The following is a 21,938-nucleotide window of genomic DNA, read 5'->3' as shown; positions in this document are numbered from 1 at the left end:
TGGTAGGGCGTGTTGATCTTTGGTGGGTGAATTTGCAGCAGTATGTTTGGTTTTTAGGCAAGGCAGAGCCTATGTAGTGTGGTTATTCCCCATAAATAGGCGATAACGCAGCATAAATACCAAACATGCGCTGCCCTTTGGGTTCTTTCTAGGGACGATTAACTCTTTGTTGCTCGGTTTTTACTTAGCCCACTAGGTTACAAACCTCGCGCCGCGATTTAATCGCCCCTAGATTGAACAAATTTCAATCCACAAAGATCAATACGCCCTAAAGTTTTGTGTAATGTTTTCATAATCGTTTCCTTAGGCTTTGAGCCTGATTAGGGGTGAGAAGTCCTTTTCAAAGATCCTTTAGGAGTAAAGTGTTTATAAATTAATATTCAAAAAAATCATTTTCTGTCGGACCACCGCTACTTTGAACATTTAGCTCGTCAAATTGCTCTATTACTTGCACCGATTCTTCAGCTTGACTAATTGAAGCGTTGTCGTCTGCATCGAGTGTTTCAAAGTCTGTGTTTGCAAATACTACTGACGAAGAAACAATAGCCATAAGTACAAATGTTGATTGTAGCTTTTTCATAATTTAATCCTTCAAAAGTATGCGGTGTCCTAAATAAATTTGCTCTATAGTGCTCTCTAGTCACTTCCTGGTTATTCTTTTTAGTAGGCTCCCTTGCCTACTTAGGTTGTCTTTGGCAACTCAGAATTTAGATAACATTACAGAACATTAACTGCTTAAGGCTTTAATTTTAGGCCTTAGAAAACTCATCTTCAGATAACTCACCATCTTGGTTTGTATCGAGTTCTTCAAATTTGCTTAAAAGCTCAGCATCCACTGATGCTTCGGCTTGGCTGATTGCGCCATTACCATCTACGTCTAGCGTATCAAAATCTGTTGCTGCAAAAGCCGCTGATGAAGAAGCTAGCGCCATTAGTACTAGTGTTGATTGAAATGTTTTCATAATAGTATTCCTTCATTGGGTTGTTGCGATTAAGGCCTTTGGCTTTCATCACGTTTTGCTTAATACACTCTAGGTATTACAACTTTGGTGCCACTTTTTATTTATTATTTAAAAACAATGAGTTAAACAATATAAAGCGAGAGAAGCTTAATTTGAGGAGGTGTTATTGTTGCTATTTAGCAACAGCCATTTACCTAAAAATAATAAACCGATATAAATCAATTAGTTAGGTTTAGTTAAAAAGACACACTTTTGCTAAAAAGCCAAAAAGGGGGGTGTTTGGGTTAGTCTTCAAAATAAACTGAATATGAACATGGAAGTAACATAGGATTTGTTCGCGACTATTAAATAATTAATTCATTTATAATTAGTCAGTTACATTATTTTTGAGATTTATTATAAAAATTTTGGAAGGATATTTTGAAATTAACTGTTTTGTTGCCAAATGACGAATTACTCAGAAAGAATGTGATATATGAGCTAAGTTATAGCATTGAGTTCATAACTTAATGCACCGTAAAATATAGGTTCGCTTGAGTTAAGCAAACCTACATCGTGTGCCAGCTATCTGCAAATGTGCCGCTATTAGGGCGTGTTGATCTTTGGTGGGTGAATTTGCAGCAGTATGTTTGGTTTTTAGGCAAGGCAGAGCCTATGTAGTGTGGTTATTCCCCATAAATAGGCGATAACGCAGCATAAATACCAAACATGCACTGCCCTTTGGGTTCTTTCTAGGGACGATCAACTCTTTGTTGCTCGGTTTTTACTTAGCCCACTAGGTTACAAACCTCGCGCCGCGATTTAATCGCCCCTAGATTGAACAAATTTCAATCCACAAAGTTCAACACGCCCTAGTGGGAGGTAAAGTAAATAGATTTAAACTACTTCCACCCTTGTAGCCACTTTTGGTTATCTTTTAAATCTCGCCAACTAATTGGATATTGATTTTTTGACATAACAGCCTCGGTAATACACTCAATTACATTACCATCTTCATCAAATTCCACCTCAACAATAATGAAGTGTTTTTCTTTATTTATAGAAGGTGTTGCGGTCCATTTACTATTCAATAATTTTTTAGGGTTTAATTTATTCATTTAATGTAACCACTCCTACTCATAACTTATATGAGGCAACTATACGACCCCAACACCTACTTAGTTCAGACTACTGCGCAACTAGCTTGCCTTTGTACATTTGCATTTGGCAATGAAAGTCATACTCACCGGCTTCAAGCGCAGGTAGTTTAACTGTATTGCCATCACCCATTGCCATCGTTTTACTTATATCAAGCTGTGGAAATACCACGGTTTCGGCGCACGGCGCGCTGTCTTTTCTATCAAAGGTAAGTACAACCTCTTTGTTGGCTGCCACTTTAATGTTTCCTGGCTTATAAACACCGTTATCAACAACTATCGTTACTTTGTTGTCATCACTTTGTGTTTGCTCTGGTTTGTATAGCCAAAACCAATAAATAATTGCGGCTATTAACAGTGCACCACCTATATTAATCATCAACATAATGTACTCCTTAGCTTAAATTACGATTTATTTGGTTTGAAAAAACGTAAGCGATTAGCGTTACTTACCACTGTAAGCGATGAAAGTGCCATAGCTGCACCTGCAACAACAGGGTTAAGTAGTATTCCAAAAAATGGATACAACACGCCGGCTGCAATCGGAATACCCGCCACGTTATAAATAAAGGCACCAAATAGGTTCTGTTTAATATTTAAAATAGTTGCACTACTCACTGCAATTGCATCAGCAAGGCCATGTAACGAACCACGCATTAAGGTAATGTCTGCACTTTCTATTGCAACATCGGTACCTGTGCCAATTGCAAACCCTACATCGGCTTGCGCAAGTGCGGGGGCATCGTTAATACCGTCACCTGTCATACCCACTATTTCACCGTTTGCTTGACGTTTTGTTACTTCGTTTACTTTATCATCGGGCATTACTTCTGCAATAAAGTCATCAATACCAACTTGCTTAGCAACGGCTTGTGCAGTGGCTTTGTTGTCACCTGTTAGCATAACTAGGTGAATACCTTTATCTTGCAGGCGTTTAATAGCTTCAACTGAATCCTCTTTAATAGGATCTGCTACTGCAATAATAGCTTGGAGCTTATTATTACTTGCAAAATACATGGGCGTTTTAGCATCACTGGCAAGTGTTTGAGCTTGCTCGGTTGCATCATCAACGGCTACATCGTATTTATCCATTAGCGCTTTATTACCAAACAACAATGTTTGCCCGTCAACACTGCCGGTTACACCTTTACCTGTAATTGCGTTAAAGTCGGCTACTTTACTTAAAGCTAAGCCCTGCTTTTTAGCGTGTGCCGTAATTGCTTCTGCCAGTGGATGCTCTGAGCTACTTTCAAGGCTTGCAACACGTTGCATTACTGTATTTTCATCACTGTTATTAAACGTAACTACATCGGTAACTTGCGGTGTACCTTGAGTAATAGTGCCTGTTTTATCTAAAATCATGGTGGTGATTTTAGATGTTGTTTGCAGCGACTCACCATTTCGAATTAATATTCCTGACTCTGCAGCTTTACCAATACCCACCATAACCGACATAGGGGTTGCGAGTCCTAGCGCACAAGGACACGCAATAATAAGTACAGTGGTTATTGCAACAACGGCATAAGCAATTGATGGCTCAGGTCCAAAGTTTAACCATGCAAGGCCCGCAAGTACTGCAATAATCATGACTGTTGGTACAAATATTCCTGATATAACATCAGCTAAGCGCCCTATTGATGGCTTAGAGTTTTGTGCACGCTTTACCATATTGATAATATTGGCAAGTGTGGTTTCGCTACCAATGTGCGTGGCTTTAAATAATAAAGTACCACTTTTATTAATACTTCCGGCAACGACTTTGTCGCCCGTTTTTTTGCTTACAGCCATTGGCTCACCAGTAAGCATTGACTCATCAACCGTACTGCTGCCTTCAATAACATCGCCATCCACAGGGATTTTTTCACCCGGGCGTACGCGTACTTCATCATTTTTTACAACATCACTAATGTCGATGTCTTGCTCTTGCCCATCGCGAATTACGCGTGCAGTTTTTGGTTGCAGGCCAATTAAGCGTTTAATTGCTTGTGAGGTGCGCCCACGTGCTTTTACTTCAAAAGCGAGCCCTAAACTAATTAAACCGATGATCATCGATGATGCTTCAAAATATACGTGTCTTGCAACTTCCGGTAATAAGTTTGGTGCTATTACCACAAACATTGAATACAACCACGCAGTACCTGTACCAAGCGCTATTAATGTATCCATATTGGCAGCATGGTTTTTGAATGCCTGCCATGCACCGTTGTAAAATTGTTTACCTGATATAGCCATAACCACAAGCGTGACTATACCCACTAAAAACCATGCCATTCGTTGTGTGTCGGTGGTCACACTCATGTCAAAAATAAGCCCGTATATCATTAACGGCGCACCGACCCCTAACGCTAATATCATATTACGCATTAGCTTTTTGTAATGTGCCTCGTCCGACTTTGCTTTTTCATCAAGTGCATCTTGATCAGACTCGTTACTCATTGGCTTAGCTGAATAACCAATGTTTTCGACTGCTTTAATAAGCGTGCTTTCGCAGGCTTTACCTTCTACACGTACTGTACGCTCAGCAAAGTTCATTTCCACGTTTTGCGCACCTTGAACACTATTGAGGGCTTTTTCAATTTTGGCCACACAACTGCCGCAATTAGCGCCTTCAATAATAAAGTTTTGCGCGGTGTCTTTTGTATTAGTCGTCATTACGCTGCTCCTTATTTGCAGAATCGTTTATTGGATCAACAAAAGATTCTATTAAACTACACACGTCACTGGCATTTGCACCATCGGCTGATGTATCCCATTGCGCCAGAGCTGCATGCATTCTGTTTCGTAATTTTAATGTTTCTTGAAATAGTGCTTCGGTTTCTTCTAGGCGTTTAGTAATGAGTTTACGCGTTAACGGACAAGGACAATTCCCCTGCTCTGACTCGCCTATAATGTGTTGAATATCTTTGAGTGAAAAACCAAGTTGACGAGAGCTAATAATAAACTTTAAACGCTGCTGGTCTTGCTTTGTATACTCTTGATAGCCATTTTCTTCACTGCGTATTGGGTTAAGCAACCCAACACGTGTGTAATGACGAACAGTATCGGCAGTCACGCCCATTAACTTGGCGAGTTGTTTAACATACATAATTTAGCTCCGTCGTGTTTCAGTAGCTTCATAATAAACCTAGGTGCAACACATAGGTCAATGACTATTTTAAAACTAATAAAATAATACCAATTCGCTTAATTAAGTAACCTATTTAAGACAAGAAAATCGTGTTGATAACAAGGCAAAGGTTTCGTTATTTAGTTGTTATCACTAATTGCCTCTGCATCCATGCAGTCGTATATCAAAATGTTTAACGCAGTTAACGCCGAATTTAATCCCTCAAATTGATTAAGTATTGTTGCTCATTAGTATAGTGACACAAACATAATTAACTTAAGCTGATATCGGGCGTGTATTATCTGTAGGGGATGTAATTCAGGAGAGAAGCGCCTAAGTAAGGCGCGTATTAATCTAAGGGCGTGTTGATCATTGGTGGTTTAATTTACAGCAGACTGTTTGGTCTTTAGGCAAGGCAGAGCCTATGTAGTGTGGTTATTCCCCATAAATAGGCGATAACGCAGCATAAATACCAAACATGCGCTCCCTAGTTTGATTCGCTACGGCTTTGCTCTAATTCGTCGCTTAGTTGCTGCGCTAAAGTTTGTATTTTAGGCATAGCATCTTTCATTAAGCTTTGTGACATTTGCATAGACTCTTGCATTACAACAGGCATTTTTTCAAGTATTTTTTGCCCTGTATCTGTTTTATAAAACGCTAGCATATCGGCAATTTCTTGCTCACTAAAATGTTTGTCGTACACGCTAATCATCATCGGCTGCATTTTGGCCCAGCTCATTTCGGTTTTTAATACCGTCGTCATGTCGCTGTAGTATTTATCAAAAATTGCCTGTTCAGAAGGCTTAACGCCCATTTGGTCTGACATGCCTTTCATCATACCTTCAACCTGGCCGTACATAGAGTCAACCATTGAATCTAAATTCATTACACTAATAAGTTCATCTATTTTTTGCTGCTTAGTATTTTGTTCAGCATACAAACTACTAGAAAAAATCAGTAATGATAAAAGTAGTACCTTACCCATAATAATATCCTTTCATATAAATAATCGTTTTATAGTTACATTATTAATTAGTCTTGTAAAGGGTACAAGCAGTCACTAAAAAGGCCGAATAAAATGAATTTATTCGGCCTTTTATAAATATATTTTTATGTTAATCGTCTTCTACATTATCTAGGCCTTTAGTGCCTTCTTTGGCTTTTAGCTTATGATGAATAGCTGACTTTATTAGCATGTAACCACTAATCGGTGCCGTAATTAGTAAAAATATAGTAATGAGTATTTCTTTAACACTTAGGCCATGTCCTGAATTTGCAAAATAAACCATAGCTGCAATTAGCATACTTGCCATGCCCAACGTTGTTGCTTTAGTTGGCCCATGCAAACGCATAAAAAAGTCAGGTAGTTTAACTAAGCCTATTGAGCCAATTAAAATAAACGTACCACCAAATAACAATAATATTGATACAACCCATTCGCTGATCATGTTTTCACCTTATTCAATTATATCGCCACGTAGTAAATACTTACACACTGCAACTGTACTTATGAAACCTAGCATGGCAATAAGCAGTGCAGCTTCAAAATAAAGCCCTGTATCCATACTAATGCTATATAAAATAATCAGTGCAATGACGTTAATGTACATTGTATCGAGCGCTAAAACACGATCAGGCACTGATGGACCAATGATCAATCGCCATAAATTAAGCAATAATGATAAGCCAATCATCGAAAAAACAATGAGTAATACGGTGTCTAACATTGAAATATCTCCTTTAGTGGAGCTTCGTAGCGTTGTTTTATTTGTTTGATAAGTGCTTCTTCATCTTTAAGGTCAAGCACATGTATTAATAAGTAGCGTTGTGTTGGCTCTTCACCCTCAGGTAACGATTCAGCAATTGGGTAAACCTCTGCACTCACTGTACCGGGTGTAAGCGATACACTACTGGCCAATATGGTAATTGGCATATCATGAGTTAAATCTATCGGTACTTTTATAAATGCCGGACGCAAATTTTTAGATGGCCCAAGTATAAGTAAAGCCACTTGTAAATTTGCTACGACAATATCGTACAGCACAATAAGCAACTGCTTAAGAGCCAAGCCCGGCTTTAAAATTAGTGGCTGAGGCTCGCGAAGCGAAAAACTTAATATCGGGATAAGTATTGCAAAAATAGTCGCTAATACTAAGTGCCCTACCGACACGCTATTATTTAACAATAGCCAAACCATAAACAAAAATAAGCTACGAAATGGCGTTGGTAACCAACGAAAACGGGCTTGTAATCTCATCACATGCCTCCTTTAAGTACAGCATTAATACCGCCGCTTATATCATGTAACTGAGTAGCAGCACCTAGCATGTATTCACTTATTGGTCCGCCAAAAATAACGAGCAATGGCGAACACGCAAGTAAACCTATAATTACAATTACCTGCAACGGGTGTGCATTTGCACAATCTGCGTTTTCGCTATTTTTACTTTTATGCTCCCAAAACAAGGTCGTGCCAGCACGCGAAAGCGCTACCAACAACGCGAAGCTTGTTACTAAATATACAGGCCAAAATAGTAAAGCTTGCTCACTATTTAATGTGGCTTTAAGTATCCAAATTTTACCTACAAAGCCTGATAGTGGCGGCATACCAACTACAGTTAAAGCCGCAACAATAAAGCACACACCTAATAAAAATGGTTGTTTAACAGAGCGACCCGCTACTAGCCTATCACCAACTTTACCGCGCTGCGTAGAAACAAGGTCTGCTAGTAAAAACAGTGCGGCACTAACAACTGTTGAATGCACTAAATAATATAAAAGTGCAGCAGTGGCATTTACATTTTGCAATGCAATTAGCGCAACCAACGTACCTACCGATACTAATACTAAGTTAGAGGTGAGTTTACGTAAGTCTTGCGCTGCCATAACGCCAATGGCACCCACTATAATGGTGGCAATTGCTAAGCCCCAAAGCCAAGGCTGCGCCATATGTTCAAGCGCTCCTGCTTGTTCGCCAAATATCACCGTGTAAACACGAAGCATGGCGTAAACGCCTACTTTGGTCATAATCGCAAACAATGCTGCAACTACAGGTTTAGCGCTTGAATACGTATTTGGAAGCCATAAATGCAGAGGTAATAGTGCGGCCTTTAAAGCAAATACAATTAATAGTAATAAACCACCTGCTTTTGCTAGGTATACATCATCGCCCGAAAGCTGTGATACTTTTTGCGCCATATCTGCAATATTAAGCGTACCAAGTACACCGTACAAAATACCCAAACCGATTAAAAATACGCTTGAGCCAACTAAATTTAATATTACATATTGCAGTGCCGCACGAGTGTTTTGTTTATCACCTGCGTGCATTAACAGTGCATATGATGCAATCAGTAACACTTCAAAAAAAACAAATAGGTTAAATAAATCGCCAGTTAAAAACGCGCCATTTACACCCAATATTAAAAAGTGGACAAGTGGATGATAAAAGCTGCCCTTTTCATCATCGCCAGCACTACCATATAAAATAGCGCCCAAACCTAAAAGTGAAGTTAACGTAACCAATAAGGTAGATAACATGTCAGCGACTAAGACTATCCCAAATGGTGCAGACCAACTACCAATAGCGTAAACATTAATACCTGTATTATTAATATGTACAAGTAAAAGCACACTAATGGCAAAAGTAGCTATTGCCATTACAATTGAAACTAAGCGGCGAATTTTGACGCTTTTACCACATGGCGGCAGCAATAAAATAACTGCCGTCAGCATAGGTAATAAAATAGGTAGCGAAGCTAAATGTTGGATCATTTTTGCTCCTTATTATCTGCAGAGGTGTTAGGCACATAACCATCAACATGGTCACTACCTAAATCGGCGCGCCCACGTATTGCCAAAATAACCACAAATGCGGTCATCGCAAAACCAATCACTATTGCAGTTAGTACTAATGCTTGAGGTAGAGGATCGGCGTATTCTGTGCCAGTACCAAGTACTACCGCTTTATTAATAGTAAGGCGACCTGCTGAAAACAAAAATAAGTTAACAGCGTATGAAATCATAGTAAGCCCAAGTACTACAGGGAATGTACGAGCTCTCAGCAGTAAAAACACACCGCAACTGACCAATACTCCAACGCAAGATGCGTACAATAATTCCATTAAATATTTACCTCTTTTTTCTGGGTATCTGCTGTCATATTACCTAAGCTTGCTAAAATCATTAACGTAGCGCCTACAACAGTTAAGTAAACACCTAAGTCAAATGCAATCGCGCTGGCAAGCTCTGTTTTACCGACAAACGGAATATCAAAGTAGTCAAACCAAGTTGTTAAAAATGGCTTATCGAAGAACCAACTACCCACACCTGTAAACAAAGAAATACCAATGCCTGAGGCTATAATTTTGCGATAATTAACATCAAAGCGTTCGTTTATCCATGCTGTACCATGCGCCATGTATTGCAAAATAAACGCGATTGACGTTACTAACCCAGCAATAAAGCCACCACCAGGTAAGTTATGCCCACGTAAGAAAATATATGCAGAAACTAATAACGCAAGCGGTAATAAACTTTGTGAAATACTCGCCAGTAATATTGGATGGCGCTCTCGTGCCCATGGGCGCCCTTCGCTGTCGCTCGCTGGCATAAATAATGGGATTCGAGAAAGTACTTTAAATATACCTAATGCGGCAATGCCTAATACGGTAATTTCACCAAGCGTATCAAAGCCCCTAAAGTCGACTAAAATAACGTTAACTACGTTAGTACCACCGCCACCAATTTTAGCGTTAGCAATAAAGAAGTCTGAGATTGAATCTAATGGACGTGTAAGTAATGCATAACAAATACTTGCTATAACTACACCTAACGTAGAGGCTATTGCTAAGTCTCGAAGTACGCGTAATGAACTTGATTCTTTTGGCGTATGCTGAGGCAAGAAAAACAATGCCAGCATAAGTAAAATAATAGTAACAACCTCAACAGTTAGCTGCGTAAGCGCTAAATCTGGAGCAGAAAAGCGTGTAAATACAACCGACACCATTAATCCTACAATTGAGAGCATTAATAGCGATACCATTCGAGAGCGATGCCAAATAACGGTGGCAAGAGCACCAATAATCAATAAGCCTGCACCAATTGCATTGTGCACATCAACAGGCGTAAGTGGCATGCTACCGGCAAGTTGTTGCATTTCAAATAATGGCCAACCCGCACACAGCAATACTACCGCTAGCATAATTACAAGGTAGCGCTGTAGCGATCCATTTTCGATACTGCTTACCTTTGACTGACACCAAGCAATAACGCTTAATATCACACGTTCAAACGTTTTTTTAGCGTTTAGAGGTGGTAACGATGCTTGAAATTGAAATAGATATTTACGATTAATATAAATAAATAAGCCGCCAGCAATCGCCATCGCACTCATTAGTAGAGGCAAGTTAAACCCATGCCAGATAGCCAATTCGTACACTGGCATTTCTTTTCCAAGTACAGCTAAAGACGCCGCAGATAAAATGCCATCAATTGTAAAGTGCGGGAACATACCCACTAACAAACAAATCACAACGAGTATTTCTATTGGTACACGCATATAGCGCGGTGGCTCATGCGGCGTACGAGGTAAATCAATTGGTTCACCATTAAAAAACACGTCATGAATAAAGCGTGCTGAGTACGCAACAGCTAATGCACCTGCAACAGTTGCCAGTACTGGAATTAACCACGACATAGAACCAAGCACTTGCTGATGCAGCGTTTCTGCAAAAAACATTTCTTTAGACAAGAAGCCATTTAGTAAAGGAACTCCTGCCATTGCAGCCGCCGCGACCATCGCAAGCGTTGCAGTGTATGGTAAGTATCGCCACATACCATTTAATTTACGCATATCGCGCGTGCCCGTTTCGTGATCAATAATACCAACGGCCATAAATAACGACGCTTTAAACGTTGCATGGTTAATTATATGAAAAATAGCAGCAACAGTCGCAAGCTCAGTATCTAGTCCGAGTAATAGCGTTATTAAACCCAAATGGCTTATTGTTGAATAGGCTAACAAGCCTTTTAAGTCGTGTTTGAATAGTGCTATATAAGCGCCAAACAACAGCGTAGCTAAACCCGTTAACCCAACGAGCAAGAACCAAGTATCGGTGCCTGCCAAAGCAGGATGAAAACGTGCTAACAAAAATATACCGGCTTTTACCATCGTCGCAGAATGTAAATACGCGCTTACTGGCGTAGGCGCTGCCATTGCATGAGGAAGCCAAAAGTGAAATGGAAATTGTGCCGATTTAGTAAACGCACCCAGTAACACCAATACCAATGCTACTTCGTATAAATCATGAGATTGAATTATTGCTTTACTCGCTAGAATAACATCTAGGTCGTAACTACCAACAATATCACCTAATAGCATCAATCCAGCAAGTAACGCTAAGCCGCCCGCGCCTGTTACAGCAAGCGCCATACGTGCGCCTTTTCGCGCTTCTGATTTATGCCACCAAAAACTAATTAATAAAAATGAGCTGATGCTCGTTAATTCCCAAAACAACCACAGTTGAATGACGTTGTTAGACATAACAATACCAAGCATTGCAGTCATAAATAGCATTAAGTAACTATATAACTTAGCCATTGAGTCATTAGCGCTTAGGTAGTAACGCGTGTAGAGGATAACGAGCAAGCCTATGCCTAAAATCATAAACATAAACAATAAACTGAGGCCGTCTAACCGCAGAGACAAATCGAGTCCTATTGACGGGATCCAAGCTAAAGAATAACGAATGGTTTCGCCCGCTAAAACGGCAGGTGCATGGTATAGAGTAATCCCCAAAGCCGTCAAAGGCGCAAGAGCCGTTAAACTAGTGCTTAAATTGCGGGATAACTTACCTGTGCATGCAGAAATAACACTGCCAATTAAGGATAACAAGGGTATCCAGAGCAAAGTCATAATGTAGGGCCTTTTATTATCATAAGTTTATCAGGGCATCTCTTTTTAATACTAAGTGATGCTTTTACTGCCTGTTTTTAAACGACATTAATGACTATAGTTATACTGAAAAACACTGATTTTGTCTATAAAAAGCGGTTCTGTATGGATGTTTTTTAAACAAGAACTAACAATTTATTAAGCCTAAAAAAACAATTAATTAATACTGATAATTGTCAATTTAATATGGCCTTATTTGCAAATGTAAGCGCGCCAGGGTGACGATGAAAGTTACCATTGGTCATATCTAAATGTTTCAACCAAAGTTGTCTATACTGCGCTGAGAGCCCTAACTGCTGATATTGCATAATAGACCAATTTTCACTAGGTTTATAAGCAATACCCCCTACCTGGCAACTCTTTGCTTTATGCCAACCTGTTGGCGGCGACTCACCATGAGAAATAAATAAATTAGGTGCAACAAAACCCGTTTTTGCACACAACCATGCTTGCTTAGTTTTAGGCAAAGCGTATTCATCTTCAAAACCGTTAAAATGCATCAGCTCATGCAAAAATATACTGTATTTTGCTTTTGAGTTTATTAGCATTGTTCCCTTCGTGACATTAGCCGTTCCATCTTTAGGCATCATCACTATAAAATCAAAATTGTTAGGAAGCTGGCTATTAAGTTTAGATGATTGCCAGTCACACTTTGCTATTTGACTAGTACTACTTTTACACTCAAGCATACCCGCAACGTAAACGGGTTTTGAAAAGCAAAAAATATTTTCACGGGGCTCTGGTTGTTTATTATAAGCATTAATAAACTCTGTAAGTTTATATAAGCCACTGCGATGATCGCTCATAGTCAGCACGTTAAACATACATTGCTTATTAGGTTTGCTTATATTTCTTAAAGATGAAAAACCGAGATCGTGGATAAACGCGGTAGATATTTTACTCTGTGGTATTTTTAACTGAAGTTTTAGATGATTTAGTACATCTCCTGCTGGTAATTTGTTTTTACTAGCGAGTAACTCTAAATCGCTCCAACGTGATTGCTCAAGTAACTTTGTTGCTAATATTTTACGCTCTGGGATTGTTAAGTCATTTATAGCTGAGAGCCAAAATTGTTTTGCAGTATCACTCTGACTGCTTTTAATAAGCTTAAGAGAATACATATATTGTGCTGAGGAAATTTTACTGCGAGCAAGTATAGCTAAAGAGGTCTTTGGTAACTGCTCTAGGTGAGCAGAAAAATAAGCTGGTGAATTCCAATAACTTTGTAGAACATTGGCTTTTGTATTTAAAACATGCCAAAAGCCAATAGCGCCAAGGTGATTACTCGAGCCTGTAATTAACAAACAACATAGTAATACACCTATTAATTTAAAACGCTTAACTTGCGTCAACACCTTCCATCAACTCAAGTTCTAAACGCGCATATTTGTACTCAATAAACTCATGTACATTGGTTGCTAGCGCAAGCCTAAAATAGTCTGATGCTAAGTACAGCTCACCCGCTGCTTGATGCATTTTAGCTAGGTAAAAATAAGCTTCACATAAACGTTGCGCATATTCTTGCTCAGTTCTAACACCATCACTAATGCCTGATAAAAATGCATGTTCACTCATATCACCCGTATAAAGAGAAATTAACTGATACGCCCATTGCGAATCATCAAGCGCAGTCGCATTTTGTTTAAGTGCATCAAGTGCGATTACTTTATCCTCTTGTGCCTGGGCTAAATAAACCCATAAAACACGGTACGGATCTTTAGGAGAACGGGCTAAAAACTCGTTAAAGTCATTTTTAGCAAGGCCAGCTCTATCGCCGTAATACAGTGCAATTCCTCGATTTAAATAGGCGTATTCATGCTCTTCATCAAGCTCAAGAGCTGAATCGAAAAACTCATAGGCTTTTTCGTACTGCTGCATAAGCGTATGTTGAATACCTAAAAAATTATATACTTCAGCTAAATCAGGCTTAAGTTTTACTGCGCGGTTAAAATCAATACGCGAAAGAGTGGTCATACCTAGACTATCGAAAAGTACACCACGGTCGTAATAAAGCTTAGCTTGTTGCTCTTCGCTTAAGTCAGCCCTATTCAATAACTCCGAGTAGCGTGCAATAGCAATTTCACTTCTAAAGTCAGAGGCTAAAGGTGCAGTAAATGGCACATTAACAATCGGGGTTGGTTCTGATTCTGTTGTAGTTTGGCAAGCGCTTAAAGACAAAATAGCAAAAGATGCCAAAGCTAAATGTTTGAGTATCATTAAAATCCTTAATACCAAGATATATCGCGATTAATATAAGACAGACCTTGTCCAATAAGGTTTCATTAAAGCATAAAAAAAGGGGCTAAACAGCCCCTTTTTTATCATCTAGCTAATATAACTAGATTAATAAGTTAACAATTACGCGTCAGTTGGCGCGTCAGCTGCTGATTCCATTGCTTCTTTAATACTTAGACGTACACGGCCTTGGCGATCTACTTCTAGTACTTTAACTTTAACTTCTTGACCTTCAGAAAGGTGATCAGCCACGTTATTAACGCGCTCAGTACTAATTTGAGAAATATGTACTAGACCATCTTTACCAGGAAGAATGTTTACAAACGCACCGAAATCAACAATACGTACAACTTTACCTTCGTAGATAGTACCTACTTCAAGTTCAGCTGTTAATTGCTCAATACGGCTAATTGCATTAGCTGCACTTTCGCCATCAGTAGCGGCAATTTTAATTGTACCGTCGTCACCGATTTCAATCGTTGTACCTGTTTCTTCAGTAAGCTGACGAATAGTTGCGCCACCTTTACCGATAACTTCAGCGATTTTCTTCTGTGGGATTTTCATTGTGTATATGCGAGGAGCAAACATTGATAGCTCTTCAGAAGGAGCAGAAATTGCTTCATCCATCACTTCTAAGATATGTAAACGTGCAGCTTTTGCTTGTTTAAGCGCAATTTGCATGATTTCTTGAGTGATACCTTCGATTTTGATATCCATTTGAAGTGCAGTGATACCTGCAGCTGTACCAGCAACTTTAAAGTCCATGTCACCTAAGTGATCTTCATCACCTAAGATGTCAGAAAGAACAACGAATTTATCGTCTTCTTTAACTAGACCCATCGCAATACCGGCAACAGACGCTTTAATTGGTACACCGGCATTCATAAGTGCAAGTGAAGTACCACATACAGAAGCCATTGAAGATGAACCGTTTGATTCAGTGATTTCAGATACTACACGGATTGAATATGGGAATTCAGTCAATGTTGGCATTACAGCAGCAATACCACGCTTAGCAAGGTTACCATGGCCGATTTCACGACGCTTAGGAGAACCAACAAAACCAGTTTCACCTACACAGAATGGAGGGAAGTTGTAGTTAAGCATAAAGTGGTTTTTATGAGTACCAGTTAAATCGTCGATTAACTGTGAATCACGTTCTGTACCAAGTGTAGCTGTTACTAACGCTTGAGTTTCGCCACGAGTAAAGATAGCAGAACCGTGAGTACGCGGTAATACGCCAGTCATTACATCTAGTGCACGAATCATATCTGGTTCACGACCATCGATACGTTTTTCGCCAGAAGCGATACGGCCACGAACGATTTTCTTCTCAAGTGAACCGAATATTTTACCAATTTCTTGCTTATCTAAAGACTCGCCTTCAGCAAGTTCAGCCGTTAACACTGCAACAACTTCATCTTTAGCTACGCCAAGTGCTTCTTTACGCGCTACTTTATCAGTGATTAAGTAAGCTGCGCCTACTTTATCAGCAGCAATTGCTGCAACTTTATCTTCTAGTGCAACGTTTTTAGCTGGTGCAGTCCAATCCCAAGTAGGCTTGCCTGCTTCTGCTTTAAATTCTTCGATTGCAGTGATGATCGCTTGAGATTGCTCATGACCATATACAACAGCGCCAAGCATTACGTCTTCTGCAAGTACGTTAGCTTCTGATTCAACCATAAGTACCGCTTTATCAGTACCGGCTACCACTAAATCAAGTTGGCTTTCTTCAAGCTCTTTTAATGTAGGGTTAAGTACATATTCGCCGTTGATGTAACCAACGCGAGATGCACCAATTGGACCACTGAACGGGATACCAGAGATAGCAAGTGCTGCTGAAGTACCAATCATCGCAACCATATCAGGTTGGATTTCAGGGTTAACAGAAACAACAGTAGCAATAACTTGTACTTCGTTTACAAAACCGCTTGGGAAAAGTGGACGAATTGGACGGTCAATAAGACGTGCAATAAGTGTTTCGCCATCGTTAGGACGACCTTCACGCTTTAAGAAACCACCTGGGATACGACCAGCAGCGTACATACGCTCTTGGTAGTTAACTGTTAGTGGGAAAAAGTCTTGGCCAGGTTGTGCTTCACGCTTACCAACAACAGTTACTAAAACTGAAGTGTCGCCAATGCTTGCAAGTACAGCGCCGTCTGCTTGACGAGCGATTGCACCAGTTTCTAGAGTCACTGTATGTTGACCTAGTTTGAATTCTTTAATAATTGCTTGCACTTAAAATATTCCTTAAATGTATTCTAATAAGTTGTCATCAAAGTACCAATTACAGTACATAATTGTATTCAGTTGGAAATCAATTAAGTACTACAATTGGCAATGATGTGAATAAGTGTAGATAAACCTTTTTACCTACGCGCATAGTATATACCAAAGCTGCTTCAAAATGCGAGTCTAGGGTGTGTTGTTCTTTGTGGATTGAAATTTGTTCAATCTAGGGTCGATTTAATCACGGCGCGAGATTTGTAACCTAGTGGGCTAAGTAAAAATCGAGCAACAAAGAGTTAATCGCCCCTAGGATGAACCCGCAGGGCAGCGCATGTTTGGCATTTATGCTGCGTTATCGCCTATTTATGGGGAATAACCACACTACATAGGCGCTGCCTTGCCTAAAGACCAAACATACAGCTGCAAAATTAATCACGAAAGGTCAACACACACTAGCTACTAGATTTAAACTGGGCTAATTAGCGGGTAAATACAACAGCTATTGGTAGGCTATGAAATGGGGGTTTTATATTATAATTCAATAGGTTTAAGAATTTTCTTAATTTGGAAACACAAATTTCAGGCACAAAAAAAGGAGCTAAAAAGCTCCTTTTTCTATAATCTAGTTCTTAGCGACGTAGGCCAAGTTCTTTGATTAACGCAGTATAACTAGTGATGTCTTTACCTTTAAGGTAATCAAGTAGTTTACGGCGAGTGCTTACTTTACGAAGCAGACCACGACGTGAGTGGAAGTCATGCTTGTGATCAGCAAAGTGACCTTGAAGCTTGTTGATGTCAAAAGTAAGTAATGCTACTTGTACTTCTGATGAACCTGTATCGCCTTCTGCACGTGCAAATTTAGCAATGATATCGATTTTTTCTTGATTGCTTAGTGACATAGTAACTCCAAAAATTAAATTTAAAAGGTGTCTTAGCCGATCACTAATTCAGCCAAAACGATTAAGCGGGCGTATTCTACCAACTGTAGGAATAACTACAAGCTAATTATCCCCAACTACAACTAATAAGCCACCGTTAGGCACATTAGTTGCTTATTCAGGCTTCACGTAATCGTCTTGCTGACTAGCAAGACCACGTTTAACCTTTAAATGACCGTTTGAGTTACGCTCACCAGTACCAATAAATATATTATCCGCAACAACTTTAATTGCACCATCAGGTAAAGCGATTGATAATTCTACAGCTTGCCCGTGACTAAAAATTCCCCCTTGTTCTTTTGTAATTTCAACAACGGGTAAATCAGTTAAAGCAGTATCAATTGGTAGCAATAGCGAGTCTAAATAAGTTGAAGGCGCAAGCTCTTCTTCTTTCGCTTTAGCAAGCAACGCTTCAATCTCATCAAGCGAGACCATTTTATCTGCCGGATACTGACCAACAGCGGTTCTGTGGAGCATAATAACGTGTGCGCCACAGCCTAGGTTTTCGCCTAAATCATCAACGATTGTACGAATGTAGGTCCCTTTAGATACATGGGCCGTCATTTGTAATACGTTGCTTTGTTCATCAAATTCGTCAAACGATAAGCTAAACACGTTTATTTTTCTGCATTTACGAGGAACTTCAATACCTTCGCGCGCGTACTTATATAACGGTCTACCTTGGTACTTAAGAGCTGAGTACATTGACGGATATTGTTCAGACTCACCAACAAAAGCAGCTATTTCTTTTGTTAGCTGTTCACGCGTAACGTTCACATCTTTAGTGCTAACAATTTCGCCATCAGAATCTGATGTTGTTGTACGCTCACCCAGTTGTGCACGAACGATATAGGTTTTATCTGTATCGAGTAAAAACTGCGTAAACTTAGTCGCTTCACCAAAACAAATTGGCAGCATACCTGTGGCAAGTGGATCTAAAGCACCTGTGTGCCCAGCTTTTTGCGCAAAATAAACACTTTTTGCTTGCTGTAATGCTTTATTTGATGAAATGCCTTCAGGTTTGTTTAACAACAAAATACCGTCAACTGCACGGCCTTTACTGCGCTTTGCCATCTGTATCAGTGCCTTCTTCGCTATCTGTATCGTCTACGTGATCAGTACCTTCTTCGCTATCTGAAACATCAGCAGCATCAACACTTTCTACGTCTTCATCTACATGCTTTGCGTTATCTTCGCGGATAATAGAATCCACTAAATTAGAAATACGCATACCTTCCATTAATGAGTTATCAACTACAAACTTTAACTCAGGCATTATACGTGCACGGATACGCTTACCAAGTAACGAGCGAATATAGCCCGTTGCTTCATTAAGTACTTTTGCGCTTTGCTTTGCTGCGTCTTCATCTTGTGTGTTAAACACAGTAATGAAAATTTTGGCATAAGATAAATCGCGCGATACTTCTACCGCTGACACTGTCACCATACCTAAGCGTGGATCTTTAATTTCGCGTTGTAAAATTACAGCAATCTCTTTTTGGATTTGCTGTGCAACACGATCAGTGCGAGAAAATTCTCTCATTATACTTGTCCTAAAATAATAACTTATTGAAATTAAATAATAAGTTAACTAAATAATGGATATGCAAATGGGGGCTAAGCCCCCATTTAAAATCTTAGCGTAGGGTGTGTAGAACGTCCGGCGTTAACCTGAGCGTTCAATACTCCCTAGTAACAATTATAGAGTACGTTGTACTTCAACTGTTTCGAATACTTCGATTTGGTCACCAACACGTACGTCATTGTAGTTCTTAACGCCGATACCACATTCCATGCCGTTACGAACATCAGCAACATCGTCTTTAAAGCGACGAAGTGACTCAAGTTCACCTTCATAGATAACAACGTTTTCACGTAGTACACGGATTGGAGCGCTACGTTTAATAACACCTTCAGTAACCATACAACCAGCGATTGCGCCAATTTTTGGAGACTTGAATACGTCACGAACTTGAGCAAGACCAATGATTTCTTGTTTAAACTCTGGCGCTAGCATACCTGACATTGCTTGTTTAACTTCGTCAATCAAGCTGTAGATTACGCTGTAGTAACGTAGGTCTAAGTTTTCAGTCTCGATAACTTTACGAGCTGAAGCATCAGCACGAACGTTAAAGCCAACTACAATTGCGTTAGACGCTGCAGCTAGTGTTGCATCAGTTTCGGTAATACCACCAACACCTGAACCAACAATCTTCACTTTCACTTCATCAGTAGAAAGTTTAGTTAGTGAATCAGAGATTGCTTCGATAGAACCTTGAACGTCTGCTTTAAGTACCACGTTAACTTCAGAAACATCGCCTTCAGTCATGTTAGTAAACATGTTTTCAAGCTTAGCTTTTTGCTGACGTGCTAGTTTAACATCGCGGAACTTACCTTGACGGTATAAAGCAACTTCACGCGCTTTACGCTCATCTTTAACTACAGTCGCTTCGTCGCCTGCAGCTGGAATACCAGAAAGACCTAAAATCTCAACTGGAATAGATGGACCAGCTGACTTAATGTCTTTACCGTTTTCATCGCGCATTGCACGAACACGGCCATACTCAAGACCACATAATACAATGTCACCTTGGTTAAGCGTACCAGATTGAACAAGTACTGATGCTACTGGACCACGGCCTTTATCAAGACGAGATTCAATAACAACACCAGCCGCCATACCTTCAGTAGGTGCAGAAAGCTCTAAAAGTTCAGATTGGTTCAATACTGCTTCAAGAAGGTCGTCAATACCTAAGCCAGTTTTAGCTGAGATATGAACGTACTGCGTATCGCCGCCCCATTCTTCTGGAATAACGTCTAGTACAGCAAGTTCGTTTTTAACACGATCTGGATCTGCGCCTTCTTTATCCATTTTGTTTACTGCGATGATTAAAGGAACGCCAGCTGCACGAGCATGCTGTACCGCTTCTTTAGTTTGTGGCATAACGCCATCATCTGCTGCAACTACTAGGATTACGATATCAGTCGCTTTAGCACCACGAGCACGCATTGAAGTAAATGCAGCATGTCCTGGTGTATCTAAGAAGGTGATCATGTGACCGTTTACATCAACATGGTATGCACCAATATGCTGTGTAATACCACCGGCTTCGCCAGAAGCAACCTTCGCAGAACGAATGTAATCAAGAGTTGATGTTTTACCATGGTCAACGTGACCCATTACAGTTACTACTGGAGCACGTGGCTCTGACTTACCATCTTCGTGGCGGTCATTAAGTACTGTTTGCTCTAATTCGTTTTCTTTAACAATGATAACCTTGTGACCCATTTCTTCTGCAACTAATTGTGCAGCTTCTTGGTCAATCACTTGGTTAATAGTAACCATGTCACCCATTTTCATCATTGTTTTAACAACTTCAGCGCCTTTAACGGCCATGCGTGATGCAAGCTCAGCTACTGTAATTGTTTCGCTAATACGCACTTCATTTTTAACATCAACAGTTGGTTTTTGGAAACCATGTTGTAATGATGCAGGTGCTTTTAACTTAGACTTGTTACGGCCTCTTGACGCTGCAAATTTATCTTTTGCTGGCGCTTTTTTCTTTTTCTTAGCACGGCGTGTACCTTGCTCATCACGAGCATCGGCAACATCTTCTGCTTCACGTGCATAAGTAGAAGTCGTAAGATGGTGATCCGCTGTTTCTTCGCGTTTCTTACGTTCTTCTTCTTCTTTCTTCCAGCGTGCCGAGTTTTCTTCAGCTAGCTTTCTTGCTTCTTCTGCTTGACGTTTCGCTTCTTCTTCAGCTTTCTTCAATGCGGCCTCTTCTGCTTCTTTTTGCAGACGCTCAGCTTCTATGCGATCTTTCTCAGACTTAGCACTTTGCTCTGGGGTCATCTGCTTTTGTTTCGCTTTACGCTCTGCATCAGCTTTGCGTTTAGCTTCTTCTTTGGCTTTACGGTCGGCTTCTTCTTTCGCTTTGCGTTCTGCCTCTTGTTTCGCTTTTAATTCTGCGGCTTCTTGGTCAGCTTTTTGCTGCTCTTCAAGACGCACTTTTTCTTCAGCAGCTAAGCGAGCTTGCTCTTGTTCTTGTTCCATTGCGCTTTTCTTCACGTAAGTACGTGTTTTGCGAACTTCAACTTGAACATCTTTTGCTTTACCAGTAGAGCCCGTAACACTTAAAGTGCTTTTGCTCTTACGTTGTAAAGTCATACGCGCTGGGCCATCTGAACCTGTACCGCCATGATGCTTGCTTAAATGATCAAGTAACGTTGCTTTTTCAGCTTCTGTTACGTTATCAGTTGCTTGCTTAGTGATACCTGCTTGTGAAAACTGCTGTAGCAATTTATCAACAGTCGTACCTATATCGCCGGCTAGTTTTTCAACATTTACTTCTGCCATAGTGTGTAATACCT

20 protein-coding genes are annotated in these 21,938 nt (G+C 40.0%); all 20 read right to left on the bottom strand.

Annotated elements, in window-relative coordinates; all coding sequences use genetic code 11:
• Nucleotides 1-373: 373 nt before the first annotated feature.
• Nucleotides 374-580: a hypothetical protein gene (locus GQR38_RS03195; protein WP_024593886.1), complete on the bottom strand. Its 207-nt coding sequence runs from the start codon at nt 578-580 to the stop codon at nt 374-376.
• A gap of 169 nt (nt 581-749) precedes the next feature.
• Nucleotides 750-962 (bottom strand): calmodulin, encoded by a 213-nt coding sequence (locus GQR38_RS03190; RefSeq protein WP_007585535.1) that lies wholly within the window; start codon nt 960-962, stop codon nt 750-752.
• An 881-nt stretch (nt 963-1,843) separates the two neighbouring features.
• Complete coding sequence (locus GQR38_RS03185; RefSeq protein WP_007585532.1) at nt 1,844-2,059, bottom strand: TIGR02450 family Trp-rich protein; 216 nt, start codon at nt 2,057-2,059, stop codon at nt 1,844-1,846.
• Nucleotides 2,060-2,129: 70 nt separating this feature from the next.
• Entirely contained in the window at nt 2,130-2,483 is a 354-nt protein-coding gene (locus GQR38_RS03180; protein ID WP_165721383.1) for a cupredoxin domain-containing protein, read from the bottom strand.
• 20 nt (nt 2,484-2,503) lie between these two features.
• Nucleotides 2,504-4,750: a heavy metal translocating P-type ATPase gene (locus GQR38_RS03175; protein ID WP_165721382.1), complete on the bottom strand. Its 2,247-nt coding sequence runs from the start codon at nt 4,748-4,750 to the stop codon at nt 2,504-2,506.
• Nucleotides 4,740-5,183, bottom strand: coding sequence for a MerR family transcriptional regulator (locus tag GQR38_RS03170; protein ID WP_010554688.1), 444 nt, complete (start codon nt 5,181-5,183; stop codon nt 4,740-4,742). The genes GQR38_RS03175 and GQR38_RS03170 overlap by 11 nt, the downstream gene beginning before the upstream one ends.
• Before the next feature lie 508 nt (nt 5,184-5,691).
• Complete coding sequence (locus tag GQR38_RS03165; protein ID WP_010554687.1) at nt 5,692-6,189, bottom strand: DUF2059 domain-containing protein; 498 nt, start codon at nt 6,187-6,189, stop codon at nt 5,692-5,694.
• Between the two features lie 130 nt (nt 6,190-6,319).
• Nucleotides 6,320-6,652 carry a Na+/H+ antiporter subunit G gene (locus GQR38_RS03160; protein ID WP_007585525.1) on the bottom strand — a complete coding sequence of 111 codons (333 nt, stop codon included), beginning with the start codon at nt 6,650-6,652 and terminating at the stop codon, nt 6,320-6,322.
• A 9-nt stretch (nt 6,653-6,661) separates the two neighbouring features.
• Nucleotides 6,662-6,931 carry a K+/H+ antiporter subunit F gene (locus tag GQR38_RS03155; protein ID WP_007378493.1) on the bottom strand — a complete coding sequence of 90 codons (270 nt, stop codon included), beginning with the start codon at nt 6,929-6,931 and terminating at the stop codon, nt 6,662-6,664.
• Nucleotides 6,925-7,461 carry a Na+/H+ antiporter subunit E gene (locus GQR38_RS03150; protein ID WP_007585523.1) on the bottom strand — a complete coding sequence of 179 codons (537 nt, stop codon included), beginning with the start codon at nt 7,459-7,461 and terminating at the stop codon, nt 6,925-6,927. The genes GQR38_RS03155 and GQR38_RS03150 overlap by 7 nt, the downstream gene beginning before the upstream one ends.
• On the bottom strand, nt 7,461-8,978 hold the full coding sequence (locus GQR38_RS03145) for a monovalent cation/H+ antiporter subunit D (protein WP_007585521.1): 1,518 nt from the start codon (nt 8,976-8,978) through the stop codon (nt 7,461-7,463). Before GQR38_RS03145 ends, GQR38_RS03150 begins: the two co-directional genes overlap by 1 nt.
• The gene (locus tag GQR38_RS03140) at nt 8,975-9,328 is read right to left on the bottom strand and encodes a Na+/H+ antiporter subunit C (protein WP_010554685.1); all 354 of its coding nucleotides are present in this window, start codon (nt 9,326-9,328) and stop codon (nt 8,975-8,977) included. Before GQR38_RS03140 ends, GQR38_RS03145 begins: the two co-directional genes overlap by 4 nt.
• Entirely contained in the window at nt 9,328-12,120 is a 2,793-nt protein-coding gene (locus GQR38_RS03135; RefSeq protein ID WP_033012429.1) for a monovalent cation/H+ antiporter subunit A, read from the bottom strand. The genes GQR38_RS03140 and GQR38_RS03135 overlap by 1 nt, the downstream gene beginning before the upstream one ends.
• Before the next feature lie 215 nt (nt 12,121-12,335).
• Nucleotides 12,336-13,511 (bottom strand): hypothetical protein, encoded by a 1,176-nt coding sequence (locus tag GQR38_RS03130; protein WP_165721381.1) that lies wholly within the window; start codon nt 13,509-13,511, stop codon nt 12,336-12,338.
• On the bottom strand, nt 13,498-14,376 hold the full coding sequence (gene nlpI / locus GQR38_RS03125; protein ID WP_165721380.1) for a lipoprotein NlpI: 879 nt from the start codon (nt 14,374-14,376) through the stop codon (nt 13,498-13,500). The genes GQR38_RS03130 and nlpI overlap by 14 nt, the downstream gene beginning before the upstream one ends.
• Nucleotides 14,377-14,517: 141 nt before the next feature.
• Entirely contained in the window at nt 14,518-16,635 is a 2,118-nt protein-coding gene (gene pnp, locus GQR38_RS03120; protein WP_165721379.1) for a polyribonucleotide nucleotidyltransferase, read from the bottom strand.
• A gap of 620 nt (nt 16,636-17,255) precedes the next feature.
• The gene (gene rpsO, locus GQR38_RS03115; RefSeq protein WP_007585509.1) at nt 17,256-17,525 is read right to left on the bottom strand and encodes a 30S ribosomal protein S15; all 270 of its coding nucleotides are present in this window, start codon (nt 17,523-17,525) and stop codon (nt 17,256-17,258) included.
• A 153-nt stretch (nt 17,526-17,678) separates the two neighbouring features.
• Complete coding sequence (gene truB, locus GQR38_RS03110) at nt 17,679-18,638, bottom strand: tRNA pseudouridine(55) synthase TruB (RefSeq protein ID WP_007585508.1); 960 nt, start codon at nt 18,636-18,638, stop codon at nt 17,679-17,681.
• A complete protein-coding gene (gene rbfA / locus GQR38_RS03105; protein WP_007585506.1) occupies nt 18,622-19,107 on the bottom strand; it encodes a 30S ribosome-binding factor RbfA in 486 nt (161 codons plus the stop codon). The genes truB and rbfA overlap by 17 nt, the downstream gene beginning before the upstream one ends.
• Nucleotides 19,108-19,263: 156 nt before the next feature.
• Nucleotides 19,264-21,924 (bottom strand): translation initiation factor IF-2, encoded by a 2,661-nt coding sequence (gene infB / locus GQR38_RS03100; protein WP_007585504.1) that lies wholly within the window; start codon nt 21,922-21,924, stop codon nt 19,264-19,266.
• Nucleotides 21,925-21,938: the final 14 nt, after the last annotated feature.

It is taken from the genome of Pseudoalteromonas sp. c7(2019) (genome assembly GCF_011378625.1).
Taxonomy (GTDB): Bacteria; Pseudomonadota; Gammaproteobacteria; order Enterobacterales; family Alteromonadaceae; genus Pseudoalteromonas; species Pseudoalteromonas arctica.
The sequence above is the reverse complement of the archived record's forward strand: the minus strand, read 5'-3'. Positions and strand labels throughout refer to the sequence as shown.